Source organism: uncultured Jatrophihabitans sp., from assembly GCF_964244045.1.
In the GTDB taxonomy this organism is placed as follows: Bacteria; Actinomycetota; Actinomycetes; order Mycobacteriales; family Jatrophihabitantaceae; genus Jatrophihabitans.
In genome coordinates this window covers 1-24,024 of record NZ_CAXTHK010000006.1, presented here as the reverse complement: position 1 = coordinate 24,024, position 24,024 = coordinate 1, and the positions used below count along the sequence as shown (strand labels likewise).

At 69.1% G+C, this 24,024-nt stretch carries 26 protein-coding genes; 16 read left to right on the top strand and 10 right to left on the bottom strand.

The annotated features are described in order from the left end of the window. Positions 1 to 90: 90 nt before the first annotated feature. Positions 91 to 294: a DUF2945 domain-containing protein gene (locus ACFFC4_RS06795; RefSeq protein ID WP_375499088.1), complete on the top strand. Its 204-nt coding sequence runs from the start codon at positions 91 to 93 to the stop codon at positions 292 to 294. On the opposite strand, the gene metH is transcribed toward ACFFC4_RS06795, so the two are convergent. Beyond that, positions 295 to 4,089, bottom strand: coding sequence for a methionine synthase (gene metH, locus ACFFC4_RS06790; protein WP_375499086.1), 3,795 nt, complete (start codon positions 4,087 to 4,089; stop codon positions 295 to 297). Positions 4,090 to 4,298: 209 nt separating this feature from the next. Here metH and ACFFC4_RS06785 point away from each other — a divergent pair, with 209 nt between their 5' ends. Next, positions 4,299 to 5,261: a PAC2 family protein gene (locus ACFFC4_RS06785; protein ID WP_375499084.1), complete on the top strand. Its 963-nt coding sequence runs from the start codon at positions 4,299 to 4,301 to the stop codon at positions 5,259 to 5,261. A gap of 35 nt (positions 5,262 to 5,296) precedes the next feature. Then, positions 5,297 to 5,461 carry a hypothetical protein gene (locus ACFFC4_RS06780; protein WP_375499082.1) on the top strand — a complete coding sequence of 55 codons (165 nt, stop codon included), beginning with the start codon at positions 5,297 to 5,299 and terminating at the stop codon, positions 5,459 to 5,461. Positions 5,462 to 5,537: 76 nt separating this feature from the next. Here the strand turns inward: ACFFC4_RS06780 and ACFFC4_RS06775 are convergent, their stop codons facing one another. Then, on the bottom strand, positions 5,538 to 6,344 hold the full coding sequence (locus ACFFC4_RS06775) for a hypothetical protein (RefSeq protein WP_375499080.1): 807 nt from the start codon (positions 6,342 to 6,344) through the stop codon (positions 5,538 to 5,540). A 266-nt stretch (positions 6,345 to 6,610) separates the two neighbouring features. Continuing rightward, positions 6,611 to 7,855, bottom strand: a complete 1,245-nt coding sequence (gene mshC / locus ACFFC4_RS06770) for a cysteine--1-D-myo-inosityl 2-amino-2-deoxy-alpha-D-glucopyranoside ligase (RefSeq protein WP_375499078.1) — start codon at positions 7,853 to 7,855, stop codon at positions 6,611 to 6,613. A gap of 44 nt (positions 7,856 to 7,899) precedes the next feature. Here mshC and ACFFC4_RS06765 point away from each other — a divergent pair, with 44 nt between their 5' ends. Next, a complete protein-coding gene (locus tag ACFFC4_RS06765; protein ID WP_375499076.1) occupies positions 7,900 to 8,343 on the top strand; it encodes an SRPBCC family protein in 444 nt (147 codons plus the stop codon). Then, complete coding sequence (locus tag ACFFC4_RS06760; protein WP_375499074.1) at positions 8,330 to 8,695, top strand: VOC family protein; 366 nt, start codon at positions 8,330 to 8,332, stop codon at positions 8,693 to 8,695. The genes ACFFC4_RS06765 and ACFFC4_RS06760 overlap by 14 nt, the downstream gene beginning before the upstream one ends. Here ACFFC4_RS06760 and ACFFC4_RS06755 read toward each other — a convergent pair. From ACFFC4_RS06755 to ACFFC4_RS06730, 6 genes are all read right to left on the bottom strand, one after another. Further along, positions 8,692 to 8,934, bottom strand: coding sequence for a hypothetical protein (locus ACFFC4_RS06755; RefSeq protein WP_375499072.1), 243 nt, complete (start codon positions 8,932 to 8,934; stop codon positions 8,692 to 8,694). The genes ACFFC4_RS06760 and ACFFC4_RS06755 overlap by 4 nt on opposite strands. Positions 8,935 to 9,154: 220 nt before the next feature. Beyond that, positions 9,155 to 9,928, bottom strand: coding sequence for an SCO1664 family protein (locus ACFFC4_RS06750; protein WP_375499070.1), 774 nt, complete (start codon positions 9,926 to 9,928; stop codon positions 9,155 to 9,157). A gap of 9 nt (positions 9,929 to 9,937) precedes the next feature. Continuing rightward, the gene (locus tag ACFFC4_RS06745; RefSeq protein WP_375499372.1) at positions 9,938 to 10,501 is read right to left on the bottom strand and encodes a DUF3090 family protein; all 564 of its coding nucleotides are present in this window, start codon (positions 10,499 to 10,501) and stop codon (positions 9,938 to 9,940) included. Positions 10,502 to 10,546: 45 nt separating this feature from the next. Then, positions 10,547 to 11,251: an MSMEG_4193 family putative phosphomutase gene (locus tag ACFFC4_RS06740; RefSeq protein ID WP_375499068.1), complete on the bottom strand. Its 705-nt coding sequence runs from the start codon at positions 11,249 to 11,251 to the stop codon at positions 10,547 to 10,549. Beyond that, entirely contained in the window at positions 11,248 to 12,093 is an 846-nt protein-coding gene (locus ACFFC4_RS06735; RefSeq protein ID WP_375499066.1) for an undecaprenyl-diphosphate phosphatase, read from the bottom strand. The genes ACFFC4_RS06740 and ACFFC4_RS06735 overlap by 4 nt, the downstream gene beginning before the upstream one ends. Beyond that, positions 12,090 to 13,142 carry an LLM class F420-dependent oxidoreductase gene (locus ACFFC4_RS06730; RefSeq protein ID WP_375499064.1) on the bottom strand — a complete coding sequence of 351 codons (1,053 nt, stop codon included), beginning with the start codon at positions 13,140 to 13,142 and terminating at the stop codon, positions 12,090 to 12,092. The genes ACFFC4_RS06735 and ACFFC4_RS06730 overlap by 4 nt, the downstream gene beginning before the upstream one ends. A 74-nt stretch (positions 13,143 to 13,216) precedes the next feature. Here ACFFC4_RS06730 and ACFFC4_RS06725 point away from each other — a divergent pair, with 74 nt between their 5' ends. From ACFFC4_RS06725 to ACFFC4_RS06700, 6 genes are all read left to right on the top strand, one after another. After that, positions 13,217 to 14,212 (top strand): aldo/keto reductase, encoded by a 996-nt coding sequence (locus tag ACFFC4_RS06725; protein WP_375499062.1) that lies wholly within the window; start codon positions 13,217 to 13,219, stop codon positions 14,210 to 14,212. A 101-nt stretch (positions 14,213 to 14,313) separates the two neighbouring features. Beyond that, positions 14,314 to 16,119 carry an AAA family ATPase gene (locus ACFFC4_RS06720; protein WP_375499060.1) on the top strand — a complete coding sequence of 602 codons (1,806 nt, stop codon included), beginning with the start codon at positions 14,314 to 14,316 and terminating at the stop codon, positions 16,117 to 16,119. Positions 16,120 to 16,143: 24 nt separating this feature from the next. Further along, positions 16,144 to 16,815, top strand: a complete 672-nt coding sequence (locus ACFFC4_RS06715) for a TetR/AcrR family transcriptional regulator (RefSeq protein ID WP_375499058.1) — start codon at positions 16,144 to 16,146, stop codon at positions 16,813 to 16,815. Further along, positions 16,812 to 17,030: a DUF5703 family protein gene (locus ACFFC4_RS06710; RefSeq protein WP_375499056.1), complete on the top strand. Its 219-nt coding sequence runs from the start codon at positions 16,812 to 16,814 to the stop codon at positions 17,028 to 17,030. Before ACFFC4_RS06715 ends, ACFFC4_RS06710 begins: the two co-directional genes overlap by 4 nt. 42 nt (positions 17,031 to 17,072) lie before the next feature. Beyond that, the gene (locus tag ACFFC4_RS06705; RefSeq protein ID WP_375499054.1) at positions 17,073 to 18,413 is read left to right on the top strand and encodes an MFS transporter; all 1,341 of its coding nucleotides are present in this window, start codon (positions 17,073 to 17,075) and stop codon (positions 18,411 to 18,413) included. Positions 18,414 to 18,436: 23 nt separating this feature from the next. Continuing rightward, positions 18,437 to 19,027 (top strand): hypothetical protein, encoded by a 591-nt coding sequence (locus ACFFC4_RS06700; RefSeq protein ID WP_375499370.1) that lies wholly within the window; start codon positions 18,437 to 18,439, stop codon positions 19,025 to 19,027. A gap of 16 nt (positions 19,028 to 19,043) precedes the next feature. On the opposite strand, the gene ACFFC4_RS06695 is transcribed toward ACFFC4_RS06700, so the two are convergent. After that, on the bottom strand, positions 19,044 to 19,436 hold the full coding sequence (locus ACFFC4_RS06695) for an ankyrin repeat domain-containing protein (RefSeq protein ID WP_375499052.1): 393 nt from the start codon (positions 19,434 to 19,436) through the stop codon (positions 19,044 to 19,046). Between the two features lie 74 nt (positions 19,437 to 19,510). Here ACFFC4_RS06695 and ACFFC4_RS06690 point away from each other — a divergent pair, with 74 nt between their 5' ends. The 5 genes from ACFFC4_RS06690 to ACFFC4_RS06670 all read left to right on the top strand — a co-directional run bounded on the left by ACFFC4_RS06690 (position 19,511) and on the right by ACFFC4_RS06670 (position 23,246). After that, positions 19,511 to 19,960 (top strand): SRPBCC family protein, encoded by a 450-nt coding sequence (locus ACFFC4_RS06690; protein ID WP_375499050.1) that lies wholly within the window; start codon positions 19,511 to 19,513, stop codon positions 19,958 to 19,960. A 42-nt stretch (positions 19,961 to 20,002) separates the two neighbouring features. Further along, positions 20,003 to 21,238 (top strand): phosphatidylserine decarboxylase family protein, encoded by a 1,236-nt coding sequence (locus ACFFC4_RS06685; protein WP_375499048.1) that lies wholly within the window; start codon positions 20,003 to 20,005, stop codon positions 21,236 to 21,238. A 92-nt stretch (positions 21,239 to 21,330) separates the two neighbouring features. Then, entirely contained in the window at positions 21,331 to 21,561 is a 231-nt protein-coding gene (locus ACFFC4_RS06680) for a hypothetical protein (protein ID WP_375499046.1), read from the top strand. 51 nt (positions 21,562 to 21,612) lie between these two features. Continuing rightward, positions 21,613 to 22,389, top strand: coding sequence for an HNH endonuclease family protein (locus ACFFC4_RS06675; protein WP_375499044.1), 777 nt, complete (start codon positions 21,613 to 21,615; stop codon positions 22,387 to 22,389). 224 nt (positions 22,390 to 22,613) lie between these two features. Continuing rightward, entirely contained in the window at positions 22,614 to 23,246 is a 633-nt protein-coding gene (locus ACFFC4_RS06670) for a hypothetical protein (RefSeq protein ID WP_375499042.1), read from the top strand. Positions 23,247 to 24,024: the final 778 nt, after the last annotated feature.

The following is a 24,024-nucleotide window of genomic DNA, read 5'->3' as shown; positions in this document are numbered from 1 at the left end:
TGGCTGCGAGATTAAGAACGACGCGGACGACGTTCGCGTTACGGTTGGGCGCGGCGCTTATCCACCGCGCGACACGGGAAGCCCTCCGTCATGGCGGAATTCAGTAAGGGTGACCGCGTCACCTGGAACAGTCACGGCAGCAAGGCGCACGGCGAGGTGGTCCGCAAGATCACGAGTGAGACAGAGGCCGCCGGTCGCACCGTCAAAGCCAGCAAGGACGAGCCGCAGTACCTGGTGCAGAGCGACAACGGCGGTGCAGCCGTGCACAAGCCGGACGCGCTCACCAAGGGCTAGCTACTCGTCGTCGGTGCGGTACCCGAGCACGGGCGAGAGCCACTTCTCGGCCTCGGCGACCGGCCAACTCTTGCGCTTGGCGTAGTCCTCCACCTGGTCGCGCCCGATCCGGCCCAGAACGAAGTACTGCGACTGCGGGTGGGAGAAGTACAGGCCGCTGACCGCGGCGCCGGGCCACATGGCCATGCTCTCGGTGAGTTCGATGCCTGCGTTGGTCTTGACGTCGAGCAGCTCCCAGATCGTCTGCTTCTCGGTGTGCTCTGGGCAGGCCGGGTACCCGGGCGCCGGGCGAATGCCCTGGTAGCGCTCCTTGATCAGGTCCTTGGCCTCGAGGTGCTCGTCCGGGGCGTAACCCCAGAACTCGGAGCGGACGCGCTCGTGCAGGCGCTCGGCGAACGCCTCGGCCAGCCGGTCGGCTAGGGACTCGAGCAGGATGGCGTTGTAGTCGTCGTTGTCCTTCTTGAACTGCTCGACGCGTTCCGCGCTGCCGAGGCCGGCGGTCACCGCGAAGCAGCCGACGTAGTCGCGCAACCCGGTCTCCTTGGGTGCCACGAAGTCGGCCAGCGAACGGTGCGGCACACCCTCGCGGTGCTCGGTCTGCTGGCGCAGCTCGTGCAAAGTGGTGGCTACCGACGTCCGCTTCTCGCTGTCGTAGATCTCGATGTCGTCGCCGACCGCGTTGGCCGGGAACAGCCCCATGACGCCGCAGGCACGTATCCAGCGCTCGGCGATCAGCTGATCGAGCATGCGCTGTGCGTCCTCGAACAGCGGGCGCGCGGTCTCGGCCGTAGTCGGGTTGTTCAGGATGTCGGGGTACTTGCCCTTCATCTCCCACGCGTTGAAGAACGGCTGCCAATCGATGTAGTCGCGCAGCTCGTCGAGCGAGTAGTCGGTGAAGGTGCGCACGTACTGGGTCGGTGTGCTCGACTCGTGATATCCGTCGGTGCGAGTGTCGCGCAGCTGTTGCGAGATCAGGTGCGGCCGAGGCGGGCGGTAGCTGCTCCAGTCGATCGGCGTCCGATTCTCGCGGGCCTTGGCGATCGGCAGGATCGGCTTGGCCTCGTTGCGCGCGGCGTGCCGCTCGCGCAGCGAGTCGTAGTCGGCGTCGAGGTCGGCGAGCAGCTTGGGCCGCTGCTTGTCATCGAGCAGGGCGGCCACCACCGGCACCGAGCGTGAGGCGTCCTTCACCCACACCACCGGACCGTGGTACTTGCGGTCGACCTTCACCGCGGTGTGCGCCCGCGACGTCGTGGCGCCGCCGATGAGCAGCGGGATGTCGAGCCCCTGCCGCTCCATCTCGGCAGCGAAGTTGACCATCTCGTCCAACGACGGCGTGATCAGGCCGGAGAGACCGATGACGTCGGCGTCGTGCTCCTTGGCCGCGTCGAGGATCTTCTGGGCGGGCACCATGACGCCGAGGTCGATGACGTCGAAGTTGTTGCACTGCAGCACGACGCCGACGATGTTCTTGCCGATGTCGTGGACGTCGCCCTTCACCGTGGCCATGACGACCGTCCCGTTCTTGCGGGCCGCGTCGCCGGGGCGCTTCTCGGCCTCGATGAACGGGATGAGGTAGGCGACGGCCTTCTTCATGACGCGGGCCGACTTCACCACCTGGGGCAGGAACATCTTGCCGCTGCCGAACAGGTCGCCGACGACGTTCATGCCGTCCATCAGCGGGCCCTCGATGACCTCGATGGGCTTGCCGCCGCGGGCCGAGATCTCGGCGCGCAGGTCCTCGGTGTCGAGCTCGACGTGCTGGTCGATGCCCTTGACGAGTGCGTGCGTGATGCGCTCGCCCAACGGCAGCGAGCGCCACTGCTCGTCGGCGATCTCGCGGACCTGCCCGGAGCCGGCGTGCGCGGCAGCGACCTCGAGCAGCCGCTCCGCGGCGTCGGGGCGACGGTTCAGCACGACGTCCTCGATGCGTTCGCGCAGCTCGGGGTCGACCTGGTCATAGATGACGAGGGCGCCGGCGTTGACGATGCCCATCGTCAACCCAGCCTTGATCGCGTGATAGAGGAACACGGCGTGGATGGCCTCGCGCACCGCGTTGTTGCCGCGGAAGCTGAACGACACGTTCGAGATGCCACCGCTGATCTTGGCGTTCGGCAGGTTCTGCTTGATCCAGCGGGCACCCTCGATGAAGTCGACGCCGTAGTTGGCGTGCTCCTCGATGCCGGTGGCCACCGCGAAGACGTTCGGGTCGAAGATGATGTCCTCAGCCGGGAACCCGACCTGGTCGACCAGGATGTCGTAGGCCCGCTGGCAGATCTGCTTGCGGCGCTCGAGACTGTCGGCCTGCCCGTCCTCGTCGAAGGCCATGACCACGACGGCCGCACCGTACTTGCGGCACAGCCGGGCGTGGTGGATGAAGGGCTCCTCGCCCTCCTTGAGTGAGATCGAGTTGACGATCGACTTGCCCTGGACCTGCTTGAGGCCCTCTTCGATAACCTCCCACTTCGAGGAGTCGATCATCACCGGCACCCGGCAGATGTCGGGCTCGGAGCCGATGAGGCGCAGGAAGCGCTGCATCGCCGCGAGGCCATCGATCATGCCCTCGTCCATGTTGACGTCGATGATCTGCGCGCCGTTCTCGACCTGCTGACGGGCCACCGACAGCGCGGTGTTGTAATCGCCGTCCTTGATCAGGTTGCGGAACTTGGCCGAGCCGGTGATGTTGGTGCGCTCGCCGACGTTGACGAACAGCGAATCGTCGTCGACGGTCAGTGGCTCGAGACCGGACAACCGCAACGCAGGCTTGATCTCGGTCGGGACGCGCGGCGTGCGGCCGTCGAGGTGGTCGGCGATGGCTGCGATGTGCGCCGGCGTCGTGCCGCAGCAGCCGCCGGCCATGTTGATCAGACCGGACGTCGCGAACTCCTCGATCGTCTCGGCGGTCTCGTCGGGCAGCTCGTCGTACTCACCGAAGGCGTTGGGCAGGCCTGCGTTGGGGTAGGCGTGCACGAAGCAGTCGGCGATGCGCGACAGCTCGGCTACATAGGGCCGCAGTTCCTTGCCGCCCAGCGAGCAGTTCAGGCCCACGATCAGCGGACGTGCGTGCCGGACCGAGTTCCAGAACGCCTCGGTGACCTGCCCGGTGAGCGTGCGACCGGACGCGTCGGTGATGGTGCCCGAAATCATCACCGGCCAGCGGCGCCCGTGCTCCTCGAACAGCGTCTCGACGGCGAAGATCGCGGCCTTGCTGTTGAGGGTGTCGAAGATGGTCTCGATCATGAAGACGTCCACACCGCCGTCGACCAGGCCGCGGGCCTGCTCGAGGTAGGCCTCGACCATGGTGTCGAAGTCGATGTTGCGTGCGCCGGGGTCGTTGACATCGGGCGAGATCGAACCGGTGCGGTTTAGCGGGCCGATCGCGCCGGCCACGTAACGCGGCTTGTCAGGCGTGATGGCGGTCATCGCGTCGCACGCCTCGCGGGCCAGCTGGGCCGCGACGACGTTCATCTCGTAGGCGAGGTCCTGCATGCCGTAGTCGGCGAGCGAGACCTTCTGTGCGTTGAAGGTGTCGGTCTCGACGATGTCGGCGCCGGCCTCGAGGTACTCGGTGTGGATGCCGCGGATGATGTCGGGCTGCGTCAGCACCAGCAGGTCGTTGTTGCCCTGGACATCGCTCGGCCAGTCGGCGAACCGCTTGCCGCGGTAGTGGTGCTCCTCGAGCTTGTGCCGCTGCACCATCGTGCCCATGGCGCCGTCGATGACCAGCAACCGTTCCCGGAGCGCGGCGGTCAGCTCGTCCGTTGCGTCCGGACGGAGTGCTGCGGTCGGTGCGGTCAATTCGGGGTCCTCAACGGTTCTCGGTGCGAAGGCCGGGCGGCGGTGAAGACCGACGACGGCCGAAACCTGTGCCCTCCCAGGGTACCGGGGTCCCGGTCGTTAGGCTGGAACCATGGACGGCCACGGATCGGATTCTGCGTGACCACCCTCCGCTGCGCGCCGGACGCCAACGGCCATTCCTATTCGTCCTGCTTCGACTGCGTCGGCACATGACGCCTGACGACCTGGGCGAGGACGTCGCGGAGATCGCCCCCGGCGTGGTCATCCACGCGGCGGTCGAGGGCGTGCCCGAGGTGTTGCCCGAGCTCGTCAACCCGGTGCTCGTCGGTGCCTTCGAGGGCTGGAACGACGCGGGCGACGCCGCCAGCGGCGCCATTGAGCACCTCGAGCTGGTGTGGGACGCGATCCCGCTCGCCGAGTTGGACCCCGACGACTACTACGACTTCCAGGTCAACCGGCCCTCGGTGTCGCAGGTCGACGGCATCTCGCGGCGCATCACATGGCCCACCACCCGGTTCTCCTACTGCCGCCCACCCGGCGCCGAGTTCGACCTCGTGCTGCTGCACGGCATCGAGCCCAACATGCGCTGGCGCGCGTTCTGCGACGAGGTCCTCGACGTCATCCAGCGTCTGGACATCAGCACGGTCGTGACCCTCGGCGCCCTGCTGTCAGATTCGCCGCACACCCGGCCCACCCAGGTCACCGGCGCCGCGTACGACCCCGAGTCCGCTGCCCGGTACGGGCTCGAGCGCTCCCGGTACGAGGGCCCGACCGGCATCGTCGGCGTGCTGCAGGACGCCTGCGTCGCCGCCGGCATCCCGGCCATCTCGTTCTGGGCCGGCGTGCCGCACTACGTGTCGCAGCCGCCGAACCCGAAAGCGACGCTGGCCCTGCTGCACGGCGTCGAGGAGGTGCTCGACCTGCCCATCCCCCTCGGCCAGCTGCCCGAGCAGGCCGAGGAGTGGGGCAAGCTCGTCGACGAGATGGCCGCCGAGGACGAAGAGGTAATCGAGTACATCCGCAATCTCGAAGAACGTGACGACGAGATCGACCGCACCGAGATGACCGAGGCCTCCGGCGACGCCATTGCCCGCGAGTTCGAGCGGTATCTGCGCCGCCGCGACCGCGGTGGCGGGCACGCCGGCGGCGGCCCCTGGACCAGCGGCGGCTGAGTGTCCTGATCGCGCAGGGTGGGTACCGCGTGGGCATGACCGACGTGCAGCCGACCGCAGAGCCCTCCGACCCGGACGACGCGTCCGACGACCGCTACCCGGGCGGCGAGAAGCCGCTGAATGCAGACGAGGAGGAGCCGAACGTCGAGCCGTTCGCCGGCGACGACGACATCCTCTCCGGCCACATCGGGACAGACTGAGCTGCTTAGACGACCGCGCAGATAACAGAAGGGCTCCACACCGAGGTGTGGAGCCCTTCCGGGTCGAGCTCTTCGCTCAGTACAGCGTGACGAGCTTGTACATGCCCATGGCCGCGTGCGACATGCCGGTGACGTCGTCGGCCCAGAAGCAGGCGAGGACGTAGCGGCCGGCTGCCGTCGAGTACGAGAACGCCTGCGTCTTGCCCGGGGACAGGATGCCGGTGGAGGTGCCGCCGCTGAGGACGAAGTTCGGGGCGCTCTGGCTTTCACTGCTGAACGCCTGCTTCAGCATCGCCCGCGTCGTGTTCTTCTTGACGTGGATCAGCACCAGGAAATGCGGCTGCTCGGCGCCATTGCTCAATCGCATCTCCCCGGACCGCGGAAGACGGGGCAGGCTGTCGAACCCGTAGGTCAACATCGTCACCGTGCTATTGGTCTTGACGGTCTTACGATTGACGGCCGCGCCGGAAACGGTGATCTTCTTGAATAGATTGTTGACAGTCGCGTAATACGTGCCCGCCGACAGGTAGACGGTGAAGCTCGCCGGGTGTTTGGGGGTGGCCGCGACTCCACCCTTGAAGCTGATGTTCGCGTCGGCCCGGCGAATAGCCGCGAGATTGCCGCCGAACGCCGCGTTGACGTCCTGATTGGCTTGAGCGAACGTGTAACCGTTCCGGAGGCTGGCGATCTGCAGGTCGGACTCGCCCTTGGCCGATTGCACGTCGAAGGTCACCCGCCCAGGACTCAGGTGGGTTCGGCTCAGCGACAGCGTCTTGCCCGCATGCACCGAGACGACGGGGATGCGCTTGGCCGCCGCAGCGCTCGCCCCGCCGGGGGCCACCACAATCCCGGCGAGAAGGGCTACGGCGGTAGCGGCACCCATTGCCGCACGCCTGGAAGTAACACTCACTTCTTCCTCCGATTTACAGTGAGGCGCCACGGATGGCTCACGCCTCTTGAGCCATGGCGAATATGCACCCAACAAGAGTCGCGAATCAATACCCGAAAAGGCCCGATTTTGCAGGTCCGAAAAACAAACCCGACGAACACGACAAAGGGCGGAATGCTCGTACGTAGAAATACGTAGCTCACGCGCGACGAATAGGTTGCTCGCTTATCCAGCGCTGAGCGTGCGTCGCGGAGTAACAGTCAGAGCAGAACGCCAAGTAAAGCGTCGGTCAAGGAGCGCACCAGTGTCCCGGCGCCCGACGCACCTACGGACCCCGGGGAGGACAGAGCGTCGTCGGCCCAGGTATCGATCCCGGCGATCGCTCGCGTGGTGTCCAGGTCGTCGGCGAGGGCTTCACGAACGTCGGTCAGCAGACCCTCGGCCGGGGGCGCAGCAGCCAGCGCGGTCGCGGCCCGCCAGCGGGCCAGCCGCGCCTCAGCTGCAGGTAGCCGGCCGCCCGTCCACTCGCGGTCGGCGCGGTAGTGGCCGTCGAGCAACGCCAACCGCACGGCCATCGGGTCGACGTGCGCGGCACGCAGCTTCGAGACCAACACAAGATTGCCGCGCGACTTGCTCATCTTCTCGCCGTCGAGCCCGATCATGCCGGCATGCACGTAGTGCTTCGCGAAGGGTGCGGTGCCGGTGAGGGCCTCGGCGTGCGCTGCAGAGTGCTCATGATGCGGGAAGACGAGGTCCGATCCCCCGCCCTGGACGTCGAACTGCATCCCGAGGCGGTTCAGGGCTATGACGCTGCACTCGATGTGCCACCCCGGCCGCCCGGTCCCGAGTGGTGAGTCCCAGAACGGCTCCCCCGGCCGACGCCCCCGCCACAGCAGGGAGTCGAGTGGGTCGCGTTTGCCGACGCGCTGCGGGTCGCCGCCGCGCTCGGCGAACAACCGCAGCATCGTCGCGCGGTCGTAGTTCGACTCCGACCCGAACCCGGGCGCGGCCGAGACCGGGAAGTACAGGTCCTCGTCGACGGCGTAGGCCTGGCCGGCGTCGCGTAGCGCCTCGATCGCTGCGGTTATCTCAGGGACGGCCTCCACGGCGCCGATGTAGTCATCGGGCGGCAGCACCCGCAGCGCCGTCATGTCCTCGCGGAACAGTTGCGTCTCGCGCTCGGCGAGGGCCTTCCAGTTCTCGCCGGTGTGCGCCGCGCGCTCGAGCAACGGGTCGTCGACGTCAGTGATGTTCTGGACGTAGTGCACGCGCAGGCCGGCGTCGCGCCACTGGCGCTGGACGAGGTCGAAGGCCAGGTAGGTGGCGGCGTGACCGAGGTGCGTCGCGTCGTACGGCGTGATGCCGCAGACGTACATCCGGGCCGTTCCGTCCTGCGGATCGGTGTGCCGCACGCTGCCCGTGGCCGTGTCGTGCAAGGAAAGGGGCGGCCGGCGGCCGGTGTACCCGGGGAGTCGGGGCACGGGCACGCTCGGCCAGGAATCCATGCCTGAACGTTATCGGCCCGCCTACGGGGTGCAGACTGCGCCATGTGAGCGCTTACCTCGTCTCGGAGTCCGCTGTCATCGCCGCCGACCCGCAGCGGCTGTTCGACATCGTGGCCGACCCGGCCATGCACCCCAAGATCGACGGGTCGGGCAGCGTCCAGGCCGCTCGCTCCGGCGGCCCGCAGCGCCTTTCGCTCGGCGCCAAGTTCGGCATGGACATGAAGATTGGCGCGCCGTACAAGATCGAGAACACGGTCGTCGAGTTCGAGGACGGTCGACGCATCGCCTGGCGGCACTTCAACGGCCACATCTGGCGCTACACCTTCGAGCCCGTCGAGGGCGGCACGAAGGTGATCGAGCAGTGGGATGCCACCAAGGTGTGGAACAAGGTCCTGCTCAAGCTCGCCGGCTTCCCCAAGCGCAACCGGGCCGGAATCCAGGGCACGCTGAAGCGGCTGGCCGAGGTCAGTGGCAATGACGCTCGCTGACAGCCCGGCCTTCAGCGGTTTCAGCGCCGACGACATCGCCGCGGCGCGCACTTTCTACGCCGATATCCTCGGGCTGCACGTCACCGAGGAGAACGGGATGCTGCAACTGCACGTGGCTGGTCGCGACGTGCTCGTCTACCCGAAGGCCGATCACGTGCCGGCCGCGTTCACCGTGCTCAACTTCCCCGTCCCGGACATCGAGGCCACCGTCGACGCGCTCGTCGCTGCCGGCGTCGAGTTCCAGCGCTACGACTGGACGGACGAGCGCGGCATCAATCGCCGCGGCGGACCATTGATCGCGTGGTTCAGCGACCCGGCCGGCAACCTGCTATCGGTACTGCAGCAGGATTAGGCCGCGCCCGACGTCAGCAGACGCTCCGCGAGTGGGACGGCTTGAGCGATGAACACCAGCTCTTTGCCCGGTCGGTCTGGGGCATCCCGGACGTCCACCGTGGTGAATCCGTGTGCAGCCAGGTCCGTCTCGATCTCCAACCGCTCCCGGAAACGCAGCGTCGACGCCGACCTGACGACTTCGCCATCGATCGTCGTTCTGGATTCGAAGCTGACCAGCGGCAGCGCGACGTCGGTCACCGTGCGGGACACAACGATGGACGCGCCACGGACAGGGTCACCGCCGTCGGCGGAACGTCCCAGTGCTCCCAGTCACGGGCGTCCGGGCGGCGGGTCTCGAACACTGGTCGGCGTCCGGCTTGGCCCGAGCTACGCCCAACGACGCCTCGGCGGGGTCGAGCGCGTCGTACAGCACAGCGAGCCGCGGATCGGCGAACGCGGGATCGGGGTCACCCATGGCTCAGATCGGCGGCCAGGGCACTGGGGGCCAGTCACCCGACGGCTCAGGGTGCCGACCGTTGGCGAGCAGGTTCTCGACCCGCCACCGCGTCTGGCGGACCTCGCGCCGGGTGAGCAGCTGCTCGAGCCGCTCGCCCAGCTCGGCATCGAGGTCGGCCCGCAGCTGCGCCAAGACGGCGACGGCGTCCGGACGCAGTCGGGCGCCGGCCCACTGCCACAGCACTGTCCGCAGCTTGTCGTCGACGCTGAAGGTGACGCCGTGGTCGATGCCGTAGACGTCGCCGCGGGGCGTGGGCAGCAGGTGGCCGCCCTTGCGGTCGGAGTTGTTGATCACCGCGTCGAAGACGGCGATGTGCCGGAGGCGTTCGAGGTCGCGCCGGCGCATGAAGCGGCGGATGTCGATCTCGTCGTCGACGTCGATCCACAGCTGCACCATGCCCGGACCGGCCGGACCCTCGCGGTAGACGGTGGGCGGCACGATGCCCCACCCGGTGGCCGCGGATACCTCGTAGGCCGCAACCTCGCGCTCGGCCAAGGTGCCGTCGGGGAAGTCCCACAGCGGCCGCTCGCCGGCGACCGGCTTGTAGACGCATGCTGCCGTCTGCGCGCCGTCGGTGACCGCGCAGTAGAACGACGCGTTCGACGCGTCCATCACCCGGCCCTCGATCGACAGCTCGCCGGCGCTGAGCAGCACGACGGCGTCCTCGACGCTGATGCCTGGGCCGCACTCGCCGGCAAGGGTCAGCGCAGGCGTCAGCTCGTCAGGCGCGGACATGCCCGAGGATCACGGGTTGAGCGAGATGCCGCGGCGGTAACCGTTGAGCCGCGCGCAGACGTGGCCGGATGCAGCTAAGGGCTGACCGCACAGCGGGCACGGCGGACGGCCGGCCGACACCAGCCGACGGGCGCGGTCGATGAACGCGCGCGCTCGGCGCGGTTCGATGAGCACCCGCAGCGCGTCGGGGCCCTCTTCGACGTCCTCGAGCAGGGTCTCTTCGGCGATCTCGGGCTCCTCGGCCGGTGCCTGGGCCTCGATGACGATCAACCCGGCGTCACCGTCCCAGGCCAGCCCCATGGCCGCGACGCGGAACTCCTCGTCGATCGGCTGCGAGAGCGCTTCGGTGTCGCTGTCGGAGGCCGGCAGCGCGGTGCCGGTGCGTTCGACGATCTCGTCGAGCAGCTGCTCGAGACGGTCGGCAAGGATCTGGACCTGCTGCTTCTCCAGGGCCACGGAGACGACGCGCGGCCCCTCGACCGCCTGCAGGTAGAAGGTGCGTTCGCCGGGCGTGCCGACGGTGCCGGTGACGAACCGGTTCGGACGGTTGAAGAGGAACAGCTGACGCATGATGGTCCAAGCCTAGGTCGTCGCGCGGCCGTGCGCCCGTCCCGCCCGTCATACCGACCCGGCGCCCGTGCCGCCGCCGATGGTGGCGTCCTGGCTCTTGGGACGACGCTGCCGCTTTTTCGGGGGTGCGAACCCGGCAAGATCGCTGCCGGTGTCGTTGACCTTGATCACGTAAGGCCGGGTGTCCGTGTAGCGGATGATCGACACCGAGCACGGGTCGGGCACCAGGCGCTGGTACTGGTCGAGGTGCAGGCCCAACGCGTCGGCCACGATCGCCTTGATGATGTCGCCGTGCGCGCACGCGACCCAGACCGCGTCTGCGGCCAGGCGCGAGTCCCAGTCCCGGACGGCCTCGATGACTCGCGCCGACATGTCGGTGAGCTTCTCGCCGCCGGGGAACTGCGCGGCCGACGGTTGCGACTGGACGACCTTCCACATCGGCTGCTTCATGAGCTCTTTGAAGGGCTTGGCCGTCCAGTCGCCGTAGTCGCACTCGATGATCCGCTCGTCGACGTGCCACTCGGGCTCGCGACCAGCGGCCCGTTGGGCATCGCGGATGGCCTGGGACGTCTCGAGGCAGCGGTCGAGCGGGCTGGTGACAATTGCCGTGAGCGGCACGGCGGCGATCCGCTCGGCCACCGCGGCGGCTTGCTTGACCCCCCGCTCGTCGAGGTGCACCCCCGGCGTGCGCCCGGCCAGCACCGGTCCGGTCATCGCCGTCAGCCCGTGCCGAACCAAAAAAACGGTACTCATTTCGTGGCATCCAGCACGCCGGTGGAAAGCAGCACGATGAGCAGCACTCCGAGAGCGATCCGGTAGTAGATGAAAACGAACGTCGAGTGGTTCGACAGCCAGCGCATCAGCCAGTGGATCGACGCCAGGCCCACAATGAACGCGAACACGACGGACACCCCGGTGAGCCCGACGCCGGGCGTTTTGCCGGACCCCGGGTGGATCGCTTCGTAACCGCCGGACAGCACGACGGCGGGGATGGACAGTAGGAACGAGAAGCGGGCGGCGGCCTCGCGGGTGAGTCCGCGGAACAGCCCGGCGGTGATCGTGGTGCCCGACCGCGACGCTCCCGGGATCAAGGCCAGCGCTTGGGCGGTGCCGACGAACGCGGCGTCGACGGCGGTGATCTGCTCCTCCTCGCGCTCGCGGCGGCCGACCTTCTCGGCCGCGAACAGCACAATGGCCAGGGCAATCAGGGTGATGGAGATGATCCAGAGATTCCGGGCGCCGTTCTCGATCTGGTTGCTGAAGATCAACCCGAAGACGCTGACGGGGATGGTGGCCAGGATCAGGTACCACCCGAGCTTGTACTCCAGCGAACTGCGCACCGACTTGTCGCGCAGGCCCCGGAACCAGGCGACCGTGACCTGAAGCAGCTCGCGCCAGAAGTAGCCGACGATCGCCACGGACGTGCCCAGCTGGATGATCGCCGTGTACGGGGCGCCCGGGTCGTTGGTGGCGCCGCCGTAGAAGTGCCAGCCGAACAGCGCCGGGATGATGCGCAGGTGCGCGGTGGACGAGACGGGCAGGAACTCGGTCAGGCCTTGGACGATGCCGAGCACGATCGCCTGGAGCAGCGTCATGTTCCGACGCCAGATTTCTGCAGGGCCTCGGCCGCGACGCGTAGGCCGTTGATGCGCTCCTCGGCGGTGTCGCCGTAGGGGCTCACGGAGAGCGTCCCGACGCCCGCGGCCGCGAACTCGGCCATCCGCTCAGCGATCCGCCCGACCGGGCCGAGCAAGGAGGTGGCGTCGATGAACTCGTGCGGCACCGCCGCCGCGGCGCCGGCGTAGTCCTTGGCCAGATAGCGGTTCTGGACCTCGGCGGCGGCGTCGCCGAAACCCATGCGGGTGGCCAGCGCGTTGTAGAAGTTCTGTTCCCGGCTGCCCATGCCGCCGATGTAGAGCGCGGCGTAGGGACGCACCGGATCGGCGCAGGCGGTGACGTCCGGGCCGACGACGAGCGGGACGGTGGGTGCGATGTCGAAACCGGTCAGGTCCTTACCGACCTTGGCGCGTCCCGCCGCAATCCGCTCGAGCGGTTCGCTCACGTGACCGGTGGCGAAGAACACTGGCAGCCAGCCGTCGGCGATCTCGCCGCACAGCTCGAGATTCTTCGGCCCGATCGCGGCGAGGTAGAGCGGGATGTGCTCGCGCACCGGGTGCAGCATCAGGTGCAGCGCCTTGCCGGGGCCGTCAGGCAACGGCAACTCGTACGTCGACCCGTGGTACTCGACCTTCTGCCGCGCCAGCGCCAGGTTGACGATGTCGACGTACTCCCGGGTGCGGGCCAGCGGCTTGGCGAAGCGCACACCGTGCCAGCCCTCGGACACCTGGGGACCGCTGACGCCCAGCCCGAGCCGAAACCGGCCCTGCGACAGCGTGTCGAGCGTCGCGGCGGTCATCGCGGTCATCGCCGGAGTGCGGGCGGGAATCTGGAAGATCGCGCTGCCGATGTCGATGGACGAGGTCTGCGCCGCGATCCACGACAGCACCGACACAGCGTCGGATCCGTAGGCCTCGGCCACCCAAACGGCGGCGAAGCCGAGCCGTTCGGCCTCCTGCACGAGGGCGAGGTCGTCGCCGGAGCTGCCGTGCAACCCCCAGTAGCCGACGTTCAGTCCCAACCGCATCGCGCCACCTTATCGATGCACCGCCCTGGGGACGGGGAAGGCGCTGCGCCGCGGAGCCGGTAGTTTCCTGCAACGTGAAGCAGCGCACGGTGGGACGCAGCGGCCTGACGGTCTCGCACCTCGGTCTAGGCACCTGGCGCTGGGGGCGCGAGACCGATGCCGACGAGGCAGCCGCGATCCTCATTGCCTTCCACGACGCGGGCGGCACCCTCGTCGACACCGCGGTCGGCTACGCCGACGGCGCGTCGGAGGAGATCCTCGGCGGCCTGGTTGCCGACGTCGTGCCCCGGGAGGAGCTGGTCATCGCCGGCAAGGCCGGGCATCGCTTCCTTTCCAGAGAAGGTGGCCTGTCCGGCGAGGGCGGCGAGGCCCGCGTCGACGGCTCGCGCGGGCAGCTGCTGCGCGATCTGGACGTATCGCTGCGCCGGCTGGGCGTCGACTACCTGGACCTGTGGCAGGTGCATGTGCCGGACCCGTCTGTGCCGACCGAGGAGACGTTGTCCGCGCTCGATGCCGCGGTGGCGTCGGGAAAGGTCCGCTACGTCGGGGTGTCGAACTACGCGGGCTGGCGCATGGCACAGGCGGCGACGGTGCAGGCCGGCAAGTCCGGGTATGCGCCGATCGTGTCGAACCAGGTGCGCTACTCGCTGCTCGACCGCTCGGCTGAGCGCGAGATCGTCCCGGCCGGCGCGGAGCTCGGCATCGGCGTGCTGCCGTATTCACCGCTCGGCGGCGGTGCGCTCACCGGCAAGTACCGCTCTGGCATCCCGTCGGACTCGCGGGCCGCGCTCGGCGGCCGCCATCTGGCTGACCTCGACGACCCGGGCACCATCGGGGTGATCGAGGCGGTGGCCACCGCCGCCGAAGGGCTGGCCACGTCGCCGATCGCCATCGCGCTGGCCTGGGTGCGCGACCGTCCCGGCGTCACGGCGCCGATCCTGGGGGCGCGCACGCTGGGTCAGCTGACCGCCGCGCTGGTGTCGGAAACGCTCGATCTACCGGCCGAGATCCGCAGCGCCCTGGACGACGTGTCGGCCCCGGCCGTCCGCACCACCGGGAACGTGCTCTGACCGACGTCTTCGCCGCGTTCTGCGACGCCGGGCTCTGGCCCGGCCTGGGCAAGCGACTGGCGGGCGAGCTGGTCGAGGCCGGCATCCGCGGCCCCGAGGACGTGACATCGGTCAACCTGCACCGACTTCCCAAAGTCGGCCCGCAACGCGCTGGGCGGTTGCTGTCGTCGTTCATCGCCGCGGCGCCGGCGTACGAGCTCGCCGAGCTGCTCGTGCCCGCCGGCGTCGATGCGCGGATCGCCGGCCGGGCCGTCGACACCTTCGGCCCGCCCGCGCCGCGTCTCGTCCGCGACGACCCGTGGAGGCTGCTGGCATTGACCGGCGTAACCCCGCCCGACGCCGATCGGGTGGCCCGCGCGGCCATCCCCGGCGTCCAGCGCGACGACCCGCGCCGGGCCCGCGCGCTCGTCGGCTGGGTGCTCGCACGGCAGGCCCGCGACGGGCACACCGTCGACACCCGCGAGGACGTCGCGTCTGCCCTGTCGGAGTTCTCGCCGGGCGACGCCGAGGGCGCGATCGACGCCGCGGTCGAGGCGGCCACCGTCATCGAGTCCGACGACGGGTTGCTCGGCCTCGCGCGTTTCGCCGAGGCCGAGAACGGCGTGGCGCAGGGCATCGCGCGATTGATGGCTACGGCCGAGCCGATCGACTTCCCGCCGAAGGCCAAGGCATTCAAGGATCTCGACGACACGCAGCGCTCAGCCGTTGCCGCCGCGCTCGGCGGTGGCGTGACGGTGCTGACGGGCGGACCGGGTACCGGCAAGAGCCGCACCGTGGCCACGCTGGTGTCGCTCGCCGAGGCGGCCGGCAAGTCCGTGGCCCTCGCCGCCCCGACCGGGCGCGCGGCCAAGCGGCTCGAGGAGCTGTGCGACTCCCCCGCCTCGACGCTGCACCGGCTGCTCGGCGCGCAACCGCGCCAGACCGGGGACGCGGTCACCTTCGACGGCGGCTTCGCGCGCGGTGAGGACTGGCCGCTGGACGAGGACGTCGTGGTCGTCGACGAGGCGTCCATGCTGGACGTCGAGTTGGCCGACGCGCTGCTGTCCGCGTGCTCCGACGGCACGCACCTGGTGTTCGTCGGCGACGCCGCGCAGCTGCCTTCGATCGGGCCCGGGCGGGTGCTCGGCGACCTCATCGACGCCGGCCGCGTGCCCGTCACCGAACTGACCACGCTGTACCGCCAGGCGGAAGGCGGCACGATCGCGCGGTTGGCCGCGGCGGTGCGGACGGGCGAGCTGGCCGCGATCGACGACCCGACCCACGAGGTCGTCATCGTGCCGTCGCGCGGCTCGGCCGAGGCCGCGCATCGGGTCGTGCAGCTCGTCACCGACTCGATCCCGCGGGCCTTGTCGATCCCGGCCGCGCAGGTGCAGGTCGTCACCCCGGTGCATCGCGGCGGGGCCGGGACGCAGGCGCTGAACGCCGCGCTCAAGGCGGCGCTGAACCCGGGCAGCGGCAAGCGACGCTTCGACCCGGGCGACCGCGTGGTGGCCACTGCCAACCACCTGGAGGCTGAGCCGAACGGGTACGCCAACGGTGAGGTCGGCGTCGTCGACGACGTGTCGGGTGACGGCGCGGTGACCGTGACGTTCGCGTCCGGACCCGCCACGGTGAAGGGCAAGGCGCTCGGGGACCTGCTGCACGGCTGGGCGATCACCGTTCACCGGGCCCAGGGTTCGGAGTTCCCCGCCGTGGTCGTGGTGCTGCCACCCGAGGCCGGGATGATGATGTCGCGCCCGCTCGTCTACACCGCCCTGACGCGCGCGCAGCGGCACCTGTCGATCGTGCACGCGGCCGGCCCGGCGGTGGCCCGAGCGGTGCGTCAGGTCGGTGCCCTGCCGCGGCGCACCCGGCTCGTCCCGTTGCTGCAGGAGTACGTGCCGGCCGTCGAGCCGCGACAGATGTGACCGGGTGGTCATAGACTGCTTCGCGTGCCCCGCCCGACCTGGCAGAACCTGGACACCGATCGACGCGACCGGGTACTGCTCGCGGCGATGGCGGAGTTCGGCCGGCACGGTTACTTCGGTGGCAGCTTGAACGTCGTCGCCCGGGAGGCGGGCGTTGCGAAAGGTTCGCTGTTCCAGTACTTCCACGACAAGTCCGACCTGTTCGGCTACGTGGCCGAGCAGGCCTCGCTGCGCGTGTACGCCGCGATGGCGCCGCACCTCGTCGCGGCACCAGACGGCACCGAGTTCGTGGACCAGTTCGCTGGGCTCGTCGAGATCTGGATCGCCTATATGGCAGCACATCCGCTCGAGCGGGGCGTCACGGCCGCGACCACCCTCGAGCGCGATCCGCAAGTGCGTCGGGCCGTCCGCGAACCTGTCCACCGGCTCTATGCGCAGGGCATCCGGCCACTGCTCGACAATGCCGTGCAGCGCGGCGACCTGCGTCCCGACACCGACGTCGACGTCTTGCTGCACCTGATCGTGATGTTGCTGCCGCACCTGGCCATCGCACCGTTCGAACCCGGTCTGGACGCTGCGGTGCCGCTGTTCGGCGTGCCGAGGCGAACCCGGATCGCCAACACCCGTCGGTTGCTCGACCAGGTGTTCTGCGGCGTTGTCACTCGCGCTCACCGTGGCGTTCAATGGTCTCGATGAACACCGAGACCGCGGAGCCCGACTGGGAGTACGCGCCCCTGCGCATCCCGTCCGACGTCACCCGGTCCAACGCCGCCGCGCAGCTGTCGCTGCACGCCGAGTTCGGCGGTTGGGAGCTTGCCCGGGTGGTCAAGTACCTGGACGGCAGCCGGCGCATCACCCTGCGGCGCAAGCGACGTAAGACCCCGGTCCCGCTGCCCGGCCTCAAGACCTGACCGAACGGTCCGCCGCGTCGCCGGTCATGTGAGGATGATCGAATGCGGAGTGCGGCAGTTCCCCTGCTGGCGCTGACCGTGGGGCTCGTTCTTGCCGACTCGGCCGTGGTCACGCTCGCGCTGCCCGACATCCTGCAGCACCTGGGTGGGACGGTGGCCCAGGTGGCCTGGGTGCTGATCGCGTTCAACCTGGTGCTCGCGCTGGTCGTCGTACCCGTCGCCTGGGTGTGCAGTCGACGTGACCCGGCACCACTCACCGCTGCCGGTATCGCGGTGTTCGCGGTGGCCTCGGCCGCGTGCGCAGTGGCCGGCTCCATCGAGGTGCTGATCGCCGCTCGCTGCGTGCAGGCAGTCGGCGGCGCGTTTGCGCTGGTCGGCTGCCTGGAGCTGCTGGTCATTCGCAGCGACGAGCAGCGCGGCGTCTCGCGCTGGGTGGCCGCGGGTGTCCTCGGGACCGCAGCCGGTCCCGTCGCCGGCGGTCTGCTGACGGAAGCCTTCAACTGGCAGTCGATCTTCGTCGTGCAGGTGCCGATCGCAGCGCTCGCGGTGCCGGCTGCGCTCTCGGTACGCGGTCGTCCCGTCCGCAGCGTCGACCGGCACCGCCCGGCCTTCGCGCCGAACCTGGCCCTGGCCCTGCTGTCCGCGGCGCTGACCGCCGCGCTGTTCCTGCTCGTCCTTCTGCTGGTCGACGGCTGGCGCCGCTCCCCGGCGACTGCGGCCTTGACCGTCTCCGTCGTGCCGCTGGCCGCGTTCGCCGCCGGTCCGCTGGCGCGGGCGTTCCGTGCCGGACCGGCAGCCGAGACGGCAGTCGGGTGCTTCCTCGTCGCCGGTGGCTTGACTTCTTTGGCACTGCTGCCGTCGGCCGACCTCGTCTGGACGATCGCGCCCCAGGCGTTGATCGGGCTCGGCCTCGGGTTGACCGTCGACCGGTTGACCGCCGCGGCCATGAAAGGCCGGTTCCCGCGCGCCATCCACGGCGGTTGGACGATCGGCGCGCGGCACGCCGGCGTGGTGCTCGGACTGGCCATCCTGACGCCGGTCTTCACCGCCGACCTGCGGGACGCGCAGGTCCCGGCCCAGCAGGCCATCACGTCGTTGGTACTCGACGCCCAGCTGACCGGCCCGGACAAGGTCGCGCTCGCGAAGGGTCTCGGTGCGCAGCTGATGAACGAGCGTGGCCGGGTGCCCGACCTGCATCCCGCGTTCGCCCGGTTGCCACTGGCGGCGAGCGAGCGGCCCGCGGCCGCACAGCTCGAGCGCGACCTAGACAGCCAGCTCGAGCGGGCCGCGAACCGAGCATTCCGCGACTCGTTCCTCATCGCGGCCGGGCTGGCCCTGGCGGCGCTGGCGTCATTGGCCCTCGTCCGTCGGCGCGTGGCGTGACGTCCTCGCTCCCCCGGCGGGCGATGACGCTGGTGGCTGTTGCTGTGCTGCTGGTGGCCGGCGTCCTCGGCGTGCAGGTCGCCCACGGCGGTGGGGACTACACGCCGCTGCGGCCGGCCGACCCGTGCGTGGCCCGGCCGGTGACGTCGGTGTCGAAGGGGATCGAGGGACTCACCGAGCGGCTCGTGCTGATCGGCCTCGACGGTGCCGCGTGCCGCCTGCATACCAGTCGTGAGGCATTGACGCTGCAGCTCGCCCAACCCGGCCCGCGGACGACGGCACAGGTGAACGCCGTGCGGGCCGGGCTGCTCGGTGCGGTGACCCGGATGAAGGCCGACGGCACCCTGCCACGCTCGTCCGGCCTGGCCAACGAGGCACTCGGCAAGTCGAACCTGAACGGCTTCCTCAAGGCCGCGCTGCGCGCGCTGCCCGACTCGTTCATCGACAAGAACCTCAAGACCGACGACGTGCTGCGTCGGGCAATCAACAAGCTGGATCTACGTGCGGTGCTCGGCGAGCTGAACGATCCGGACGAGCTGAACAAGCGCGTCAACGCGGCGGTCACCAGCGCGGTGAAGGACGCGCTCATCGCCCGGCTGCGCAGCCTGCTCTGACCGGTCTGACCCTGGGTCAGACTGCGCGCAGCAGCTTCGCCATCTCCGTCAGCTCGAAGAACTCCGCGATCGAGACGGCTGAGCGCCCGCCGGCGTGCGGGTCGGCGCCGACGTCGAGCAGGGCTCGGACGCTGGTTTCGCTCTGGCGAAAGACCGCCGCACCCAAGGCCGTCTGCCCCCGGTCGTTGATGCGCTCGGTGTCGGCGCCGGCGTCCAGCAGCGCGACGACGGTGTCCGGATGGTTGTAGTAGGCCGCCAGCATCAGCAGCGAATCGCCGCTCGCGCCGGTCAGGTTCGCGGGCACACCGGCATGTATCGCCGTCAGCAGCTCGTCGGTGCGGCCCTCGCGGGCAAGGTCGAGAACCGAGACGAGGTAGGCGAGTTCGTCGTCGGAGAGCGCGTCGGACATCCGTTCAACGTATCCACCGCCACCCGGCTCGCGCGAGGTGACAGGCAGGGCCGCGCGGCGGGTACGCGTGTGTCGTGGCTACGATCCGTCGACACACCGACATTGCTGCACCGCGCGAGCGGGTGTGGGACCTGCTCGAGGACGTCCGGCGGCTGCCCGAGTACTCCGAGAGCACCCAGGAGGTGCGTGAGGCACCCGAGCGGCTGACGGAGGTCGGGCAGCATTACGTCCAGGTCGGACGGTTGCTCGGCATGAAGGTCACTTCGCGCTGGGAGGTGGTAGCGATCGAGCCCGGGACGATGTTGAGCAGCCTAGGCACCCTCGCGCCCGGCGTGCGGTACACGCTGACCCAGCGGCTGGAATCCTTGGACGGAGGCCACACGCGGCTGTCCATCGACATCGACTACACGCTTCCGGGCGGCAAGCTGGGCCGGCTCGCAGCGCGGGCCGGTGTCGAGGACCGCGCCGGGCGTGAGGCGCAAGCCGTCCTGGACGGTTTGCGCGCTACCGCAGAGTCAAGCTGAGAACGCGTTTCGCCCCGCAGCACCGTCGGGCACCGTGACGACATGACCCCCCACATCCTGCGTCAGGCCGGCTGGCTCCCGCAGCAGGACGACCTCGAGAACTGGCTCGCTGCGCTGCGAGAGCGGGCCCACGCCCACGCGGATCGCCTGCTGCACCCGTCGCTGGTCGAGTTCCGTGAGCTGATCGACGCCGACCCGATCGTGCGCATGTACGTGCACCAGATGATCGAGCAGGAGCCGGGCGGCTCGCGCCGGTACAGCCAGCGCCACATCGACGACGTCCCCCAGCTACTCGCGCTGATGAACGAGGTGCTGACGATGGCGCCGGAGTTCGACAGCGAAGCGATGGTCATGATTCCCCTGGCCGCGGTTCTGGACTGGACGATGGGCACGACCGCCGGCTTCGCGGCCTACCGCGACCGCCGCATCAACGTCGCCCTGCACGCGGTGCTGCGGGCCTGGTGCGAGTTCCTCGACAGCCCGGACTCGCGCTACGTCCTCAACGACGGAGACAACGGCTGGAAGTCGTCGGCCGCGCAGCAGACCGTCGGCATGGCCGACTTCGAGCACGACCCGGATGACGAGTTCTGGGGCTTCCGCTCCTGGAACGACTTCTTCACCCGGCGCCTCAAGCCCGGGGCTCGACCCGTGGCCTCCCCCGACGACGACTCGGTGATCGTCGCCCCGTGCGAGGCGACGCCGTATGCGCTGGCCACCGGCGTGCAGCGGCAGGACCGGTTCTGGATCAAGAGCCAGCCATACTCGCTGCAGGACATGCTCGCCGGGGACGAGTCCGTCGAGCAGTTCGTCGACGGGACGGTCTACCAGGCCTTCCTCAGCGCCACCAACTACCACCGCTGGCACAGCCCGGTCGCCGGCACGGTGGTGCGGGCCTTCGTCGAGAACGGCACGTTCTACTCCGAGGCCGACGCCGAGGGCGACGCGTCGTTCGAGCCGCAGAACTCTCAGGGCTACCTGGCGCACGTCGCCACCCGGGCGATCTTCATCATCGACGCCGACAACCCGGCGATCGGCCAGGTGGCCGTCGTCCAGGTGGGCATGGTCGACGTGTCGTCGTGCGTGCTCGACCCCGAGATAGTGCCAGGCCATCACCTGGCCAAGGGCGACGAGCTAGGCTGCTTCCAGTTCGGCGGCTCGACGTACTGCCTCGTCCTGCGCCCGGGCGTGGTGGCCAACTTCGCTCTGGACGCGATCCCGCGCCTCGGCGCGTCGCTCGTGCGCGTGCACTCGCATCTCGCAACAGTGCGTCACACCTGATCACCCAGCGTTTCGGCCCAGAGTGCACCGTGGTGCACGTGCGCGGTCGTCGGGTTCGCGCCTCGAGGAACCTTGCTATAGCCGCTTGCGTCATGCTCCTGACGTCGTGCATCAGCCCCACCTCCACCGGCACCACGCACGCCGGCTCGGTAACCGCGGCGCCCAGTACGACCGTCCACGCCCGGCCCGGTTCGCTAACAGCCCTGGCCACGCTGCCGGTCAAGGGACGGGCGCCGAAGACCGGGTACGCCCGTAGCCAGTTCGGCACGGCATGGACCGACGACACCGACAACCCGCTCGGGCACAACGGCTGCGACACTTGATGGCCGGCACCGTTTCGAAGCGACGAGAGCGACGAAGAGCGGGGGAACGTCGTGACGTCCAGAGATTTCCGGCGCTGGTTGCCCGTGCTGACAGTCGCCGTCCTATCGCTAAGCGGTTGCGCGGTTTCGACCACGTCGGCCCCGGGCAGTGCGACGGCACGGGAGCCGATGGTGTCCCCGGCCGCGACAGCCTCAGCGGGCGCTGCTTTGGTCGTGCTGCAATCCCTGCCGGTCAAGGGGCGGGCGCCCATGACCGGCTATGCGCGCAGCGAGTTCGGCGCGGCCTGGACCGACAAGAGCGACGCGCCGTGGAGTGCCGACGGCCTGTCGACGCGGGAGGACGTGTTGTCACGTGATCTCGCGACGATCGTCTGCAAGTACCGACCGCCGCGCTCGGCGGCGGGACGATGCGTCGTGCTCAGCGGTGTGCTGCACGACCCCTATACCGGCAAGACGATCAACTTCACTCGCGGCGTGCGCACGTCGCAAGCCGTGCAGATCGATCACGTCGTGGCGTTGGGGGATTCGTGGCAGACCGGTGCGCAGCAGCTGACACAAGCCCGACGGGTCGACCTGGCCAACGATCCGCTGGAGTTGCTCGCGGTGGACGGCTCGACCAACGAGTCCAAGGGCGACGGCGACGCCGCCACCTGGCTACCTCCGAACAAAAGCTTCCGCTGTGCCTACGTGGCTCGCCAGGTGGCAGTGAAGGCAAAGTACCACCTCTGGGTGAACGCGGCCGAGCAGGCGGCAATGTTTCGCGTCCTGTCGCGGTGCCCCGGCCAGTCGCTGCCGACCAGCGCAAGCGCCGAGCAGCGGGCTTCATGATCGAACCGCCATCGCAACGGACCAGCCGTGTCGTTTGGCGCCCCCGTGCGGGATTTTGCTCCGGGCGGGGCAAGCGGGGGCAGCTGCCCACCGGCAAGCTGGCGGTGCCCGAAGGGACCGCGACAGTCGCGCTGAGCGGTCGCCTACCGGGGCGCCCGTTCGGCGTCGACCATGCCTAGTAGGCACTGCCGCTGACAATCTCGGCGAGGCCTCCTGCGCACAGCGTGACGCACCCGCTGGCCTCAGCGGGCACTGTCGTATTCATCCTCTGGGTCATCAGCGGCCTGCTCGTCGGGGCCGGGCGCGAGACCGCCGCGCGGTGGGCTCTCACTGGTTCGATCGTTGCGACCATTGTCTCGGCGGCCTACGCCGGTCCCTTGGAGATCCGGCGACCCGCACTGTTCCTGCTCGCAGCGATGCTGCTGCTCAACCTGTTGGCGCTCGGCGTGCGTCCTGTGATCCGGACAGCGGCATCCGCCCGCACATGCCTGGTTGGCGGCACATTCGTGGTCGCCGCCGCACTTGCCCTTTGCTGCCGCGTCGCAGTTGCGTGGCATCCCGCGAACACCGCGTATGTCGGCAATGCCCTGGTGCTGGCCGGCATCTCGAGGATCGTGCTCATCGCGTTCGGCGTCGCCGCAGCCATCTCCCTGGGCTCGCGAACCGGCCGGCGCGACGTCTTGCCCGCCCTACTGATCTGTGTAGGCCCGTGGGCCTTGCTGGTGGCCAGAGCCTCAAGCAATCAAGCGACGTCTAGTCATCAACATAGCGCCATAGTGGTGGCGGCCTGGGTGATCGGCATCGCCCTGTTCCTTGCCTGGCGAATGACGGCGCGGGGTCGAGTCTCGTCCCAGTGACCGATCGGCAACCGACGAAGGTGACAGCGGCAAACGCGGGCCGTACAGCGTTAGCGAGCAGGACACCTGAACACGAATCGGTCGCTGGGGTCCCATACATGTTCGCCGCTGCCGCAGTGGTAGCCCCGGAGCCAGGGTTGGCCGGTGATCACTCGAAGGTAGAAACCCTTTGGGTAGTCCTCGTCGACTTGCAGCGGGGGCGCGGCAACGGTGATGACCCCGATGGCGCCTTGCCGTTCGACACCACCGCGTCCGGGGCTGTCGATTGAGCGTGCAACGCGAGTCGGAGGTAAGGGCCCGTGGTCGGTGGGCACAGCGCCAAACCACGGTCCCGCGCCGCCCCGAAGACCCGACGCAGAACTGCGCCACTCACTAATCCCAGGTCGCTAACAGAACGCTCAACGACGGTCACCGACTCGGGCTCCGGCCGATCGTAGATGGGATCGTCGAGCAGCACTTCTGCCGACTCGTTTAGCTGGACCCGCTTCTCGCGGAGCACCTTCAGTAGACGATCTCGAGGCATCGTGCCCACATCGAGCGTGACCGGGTCAGCCAGGGTGCGGTGATCCATGTCCTCATGATTGCGCAAAGCGGGGCAGCTTGCCCCGTCTCATTAGCCGACCCGCCTGCGGACGGTCCCGGCGGTGTCAAGGCATTGAACTTCATCTCGCCGAGAGCTCACGAGGGTCGTCTCGCAGGGGAATCCTCCTGCGGAACGTGAACGTTGCTCGAGGGCGCCGGGGGTGCCCATATCCACTACTGCGTGCGAACATTTGCA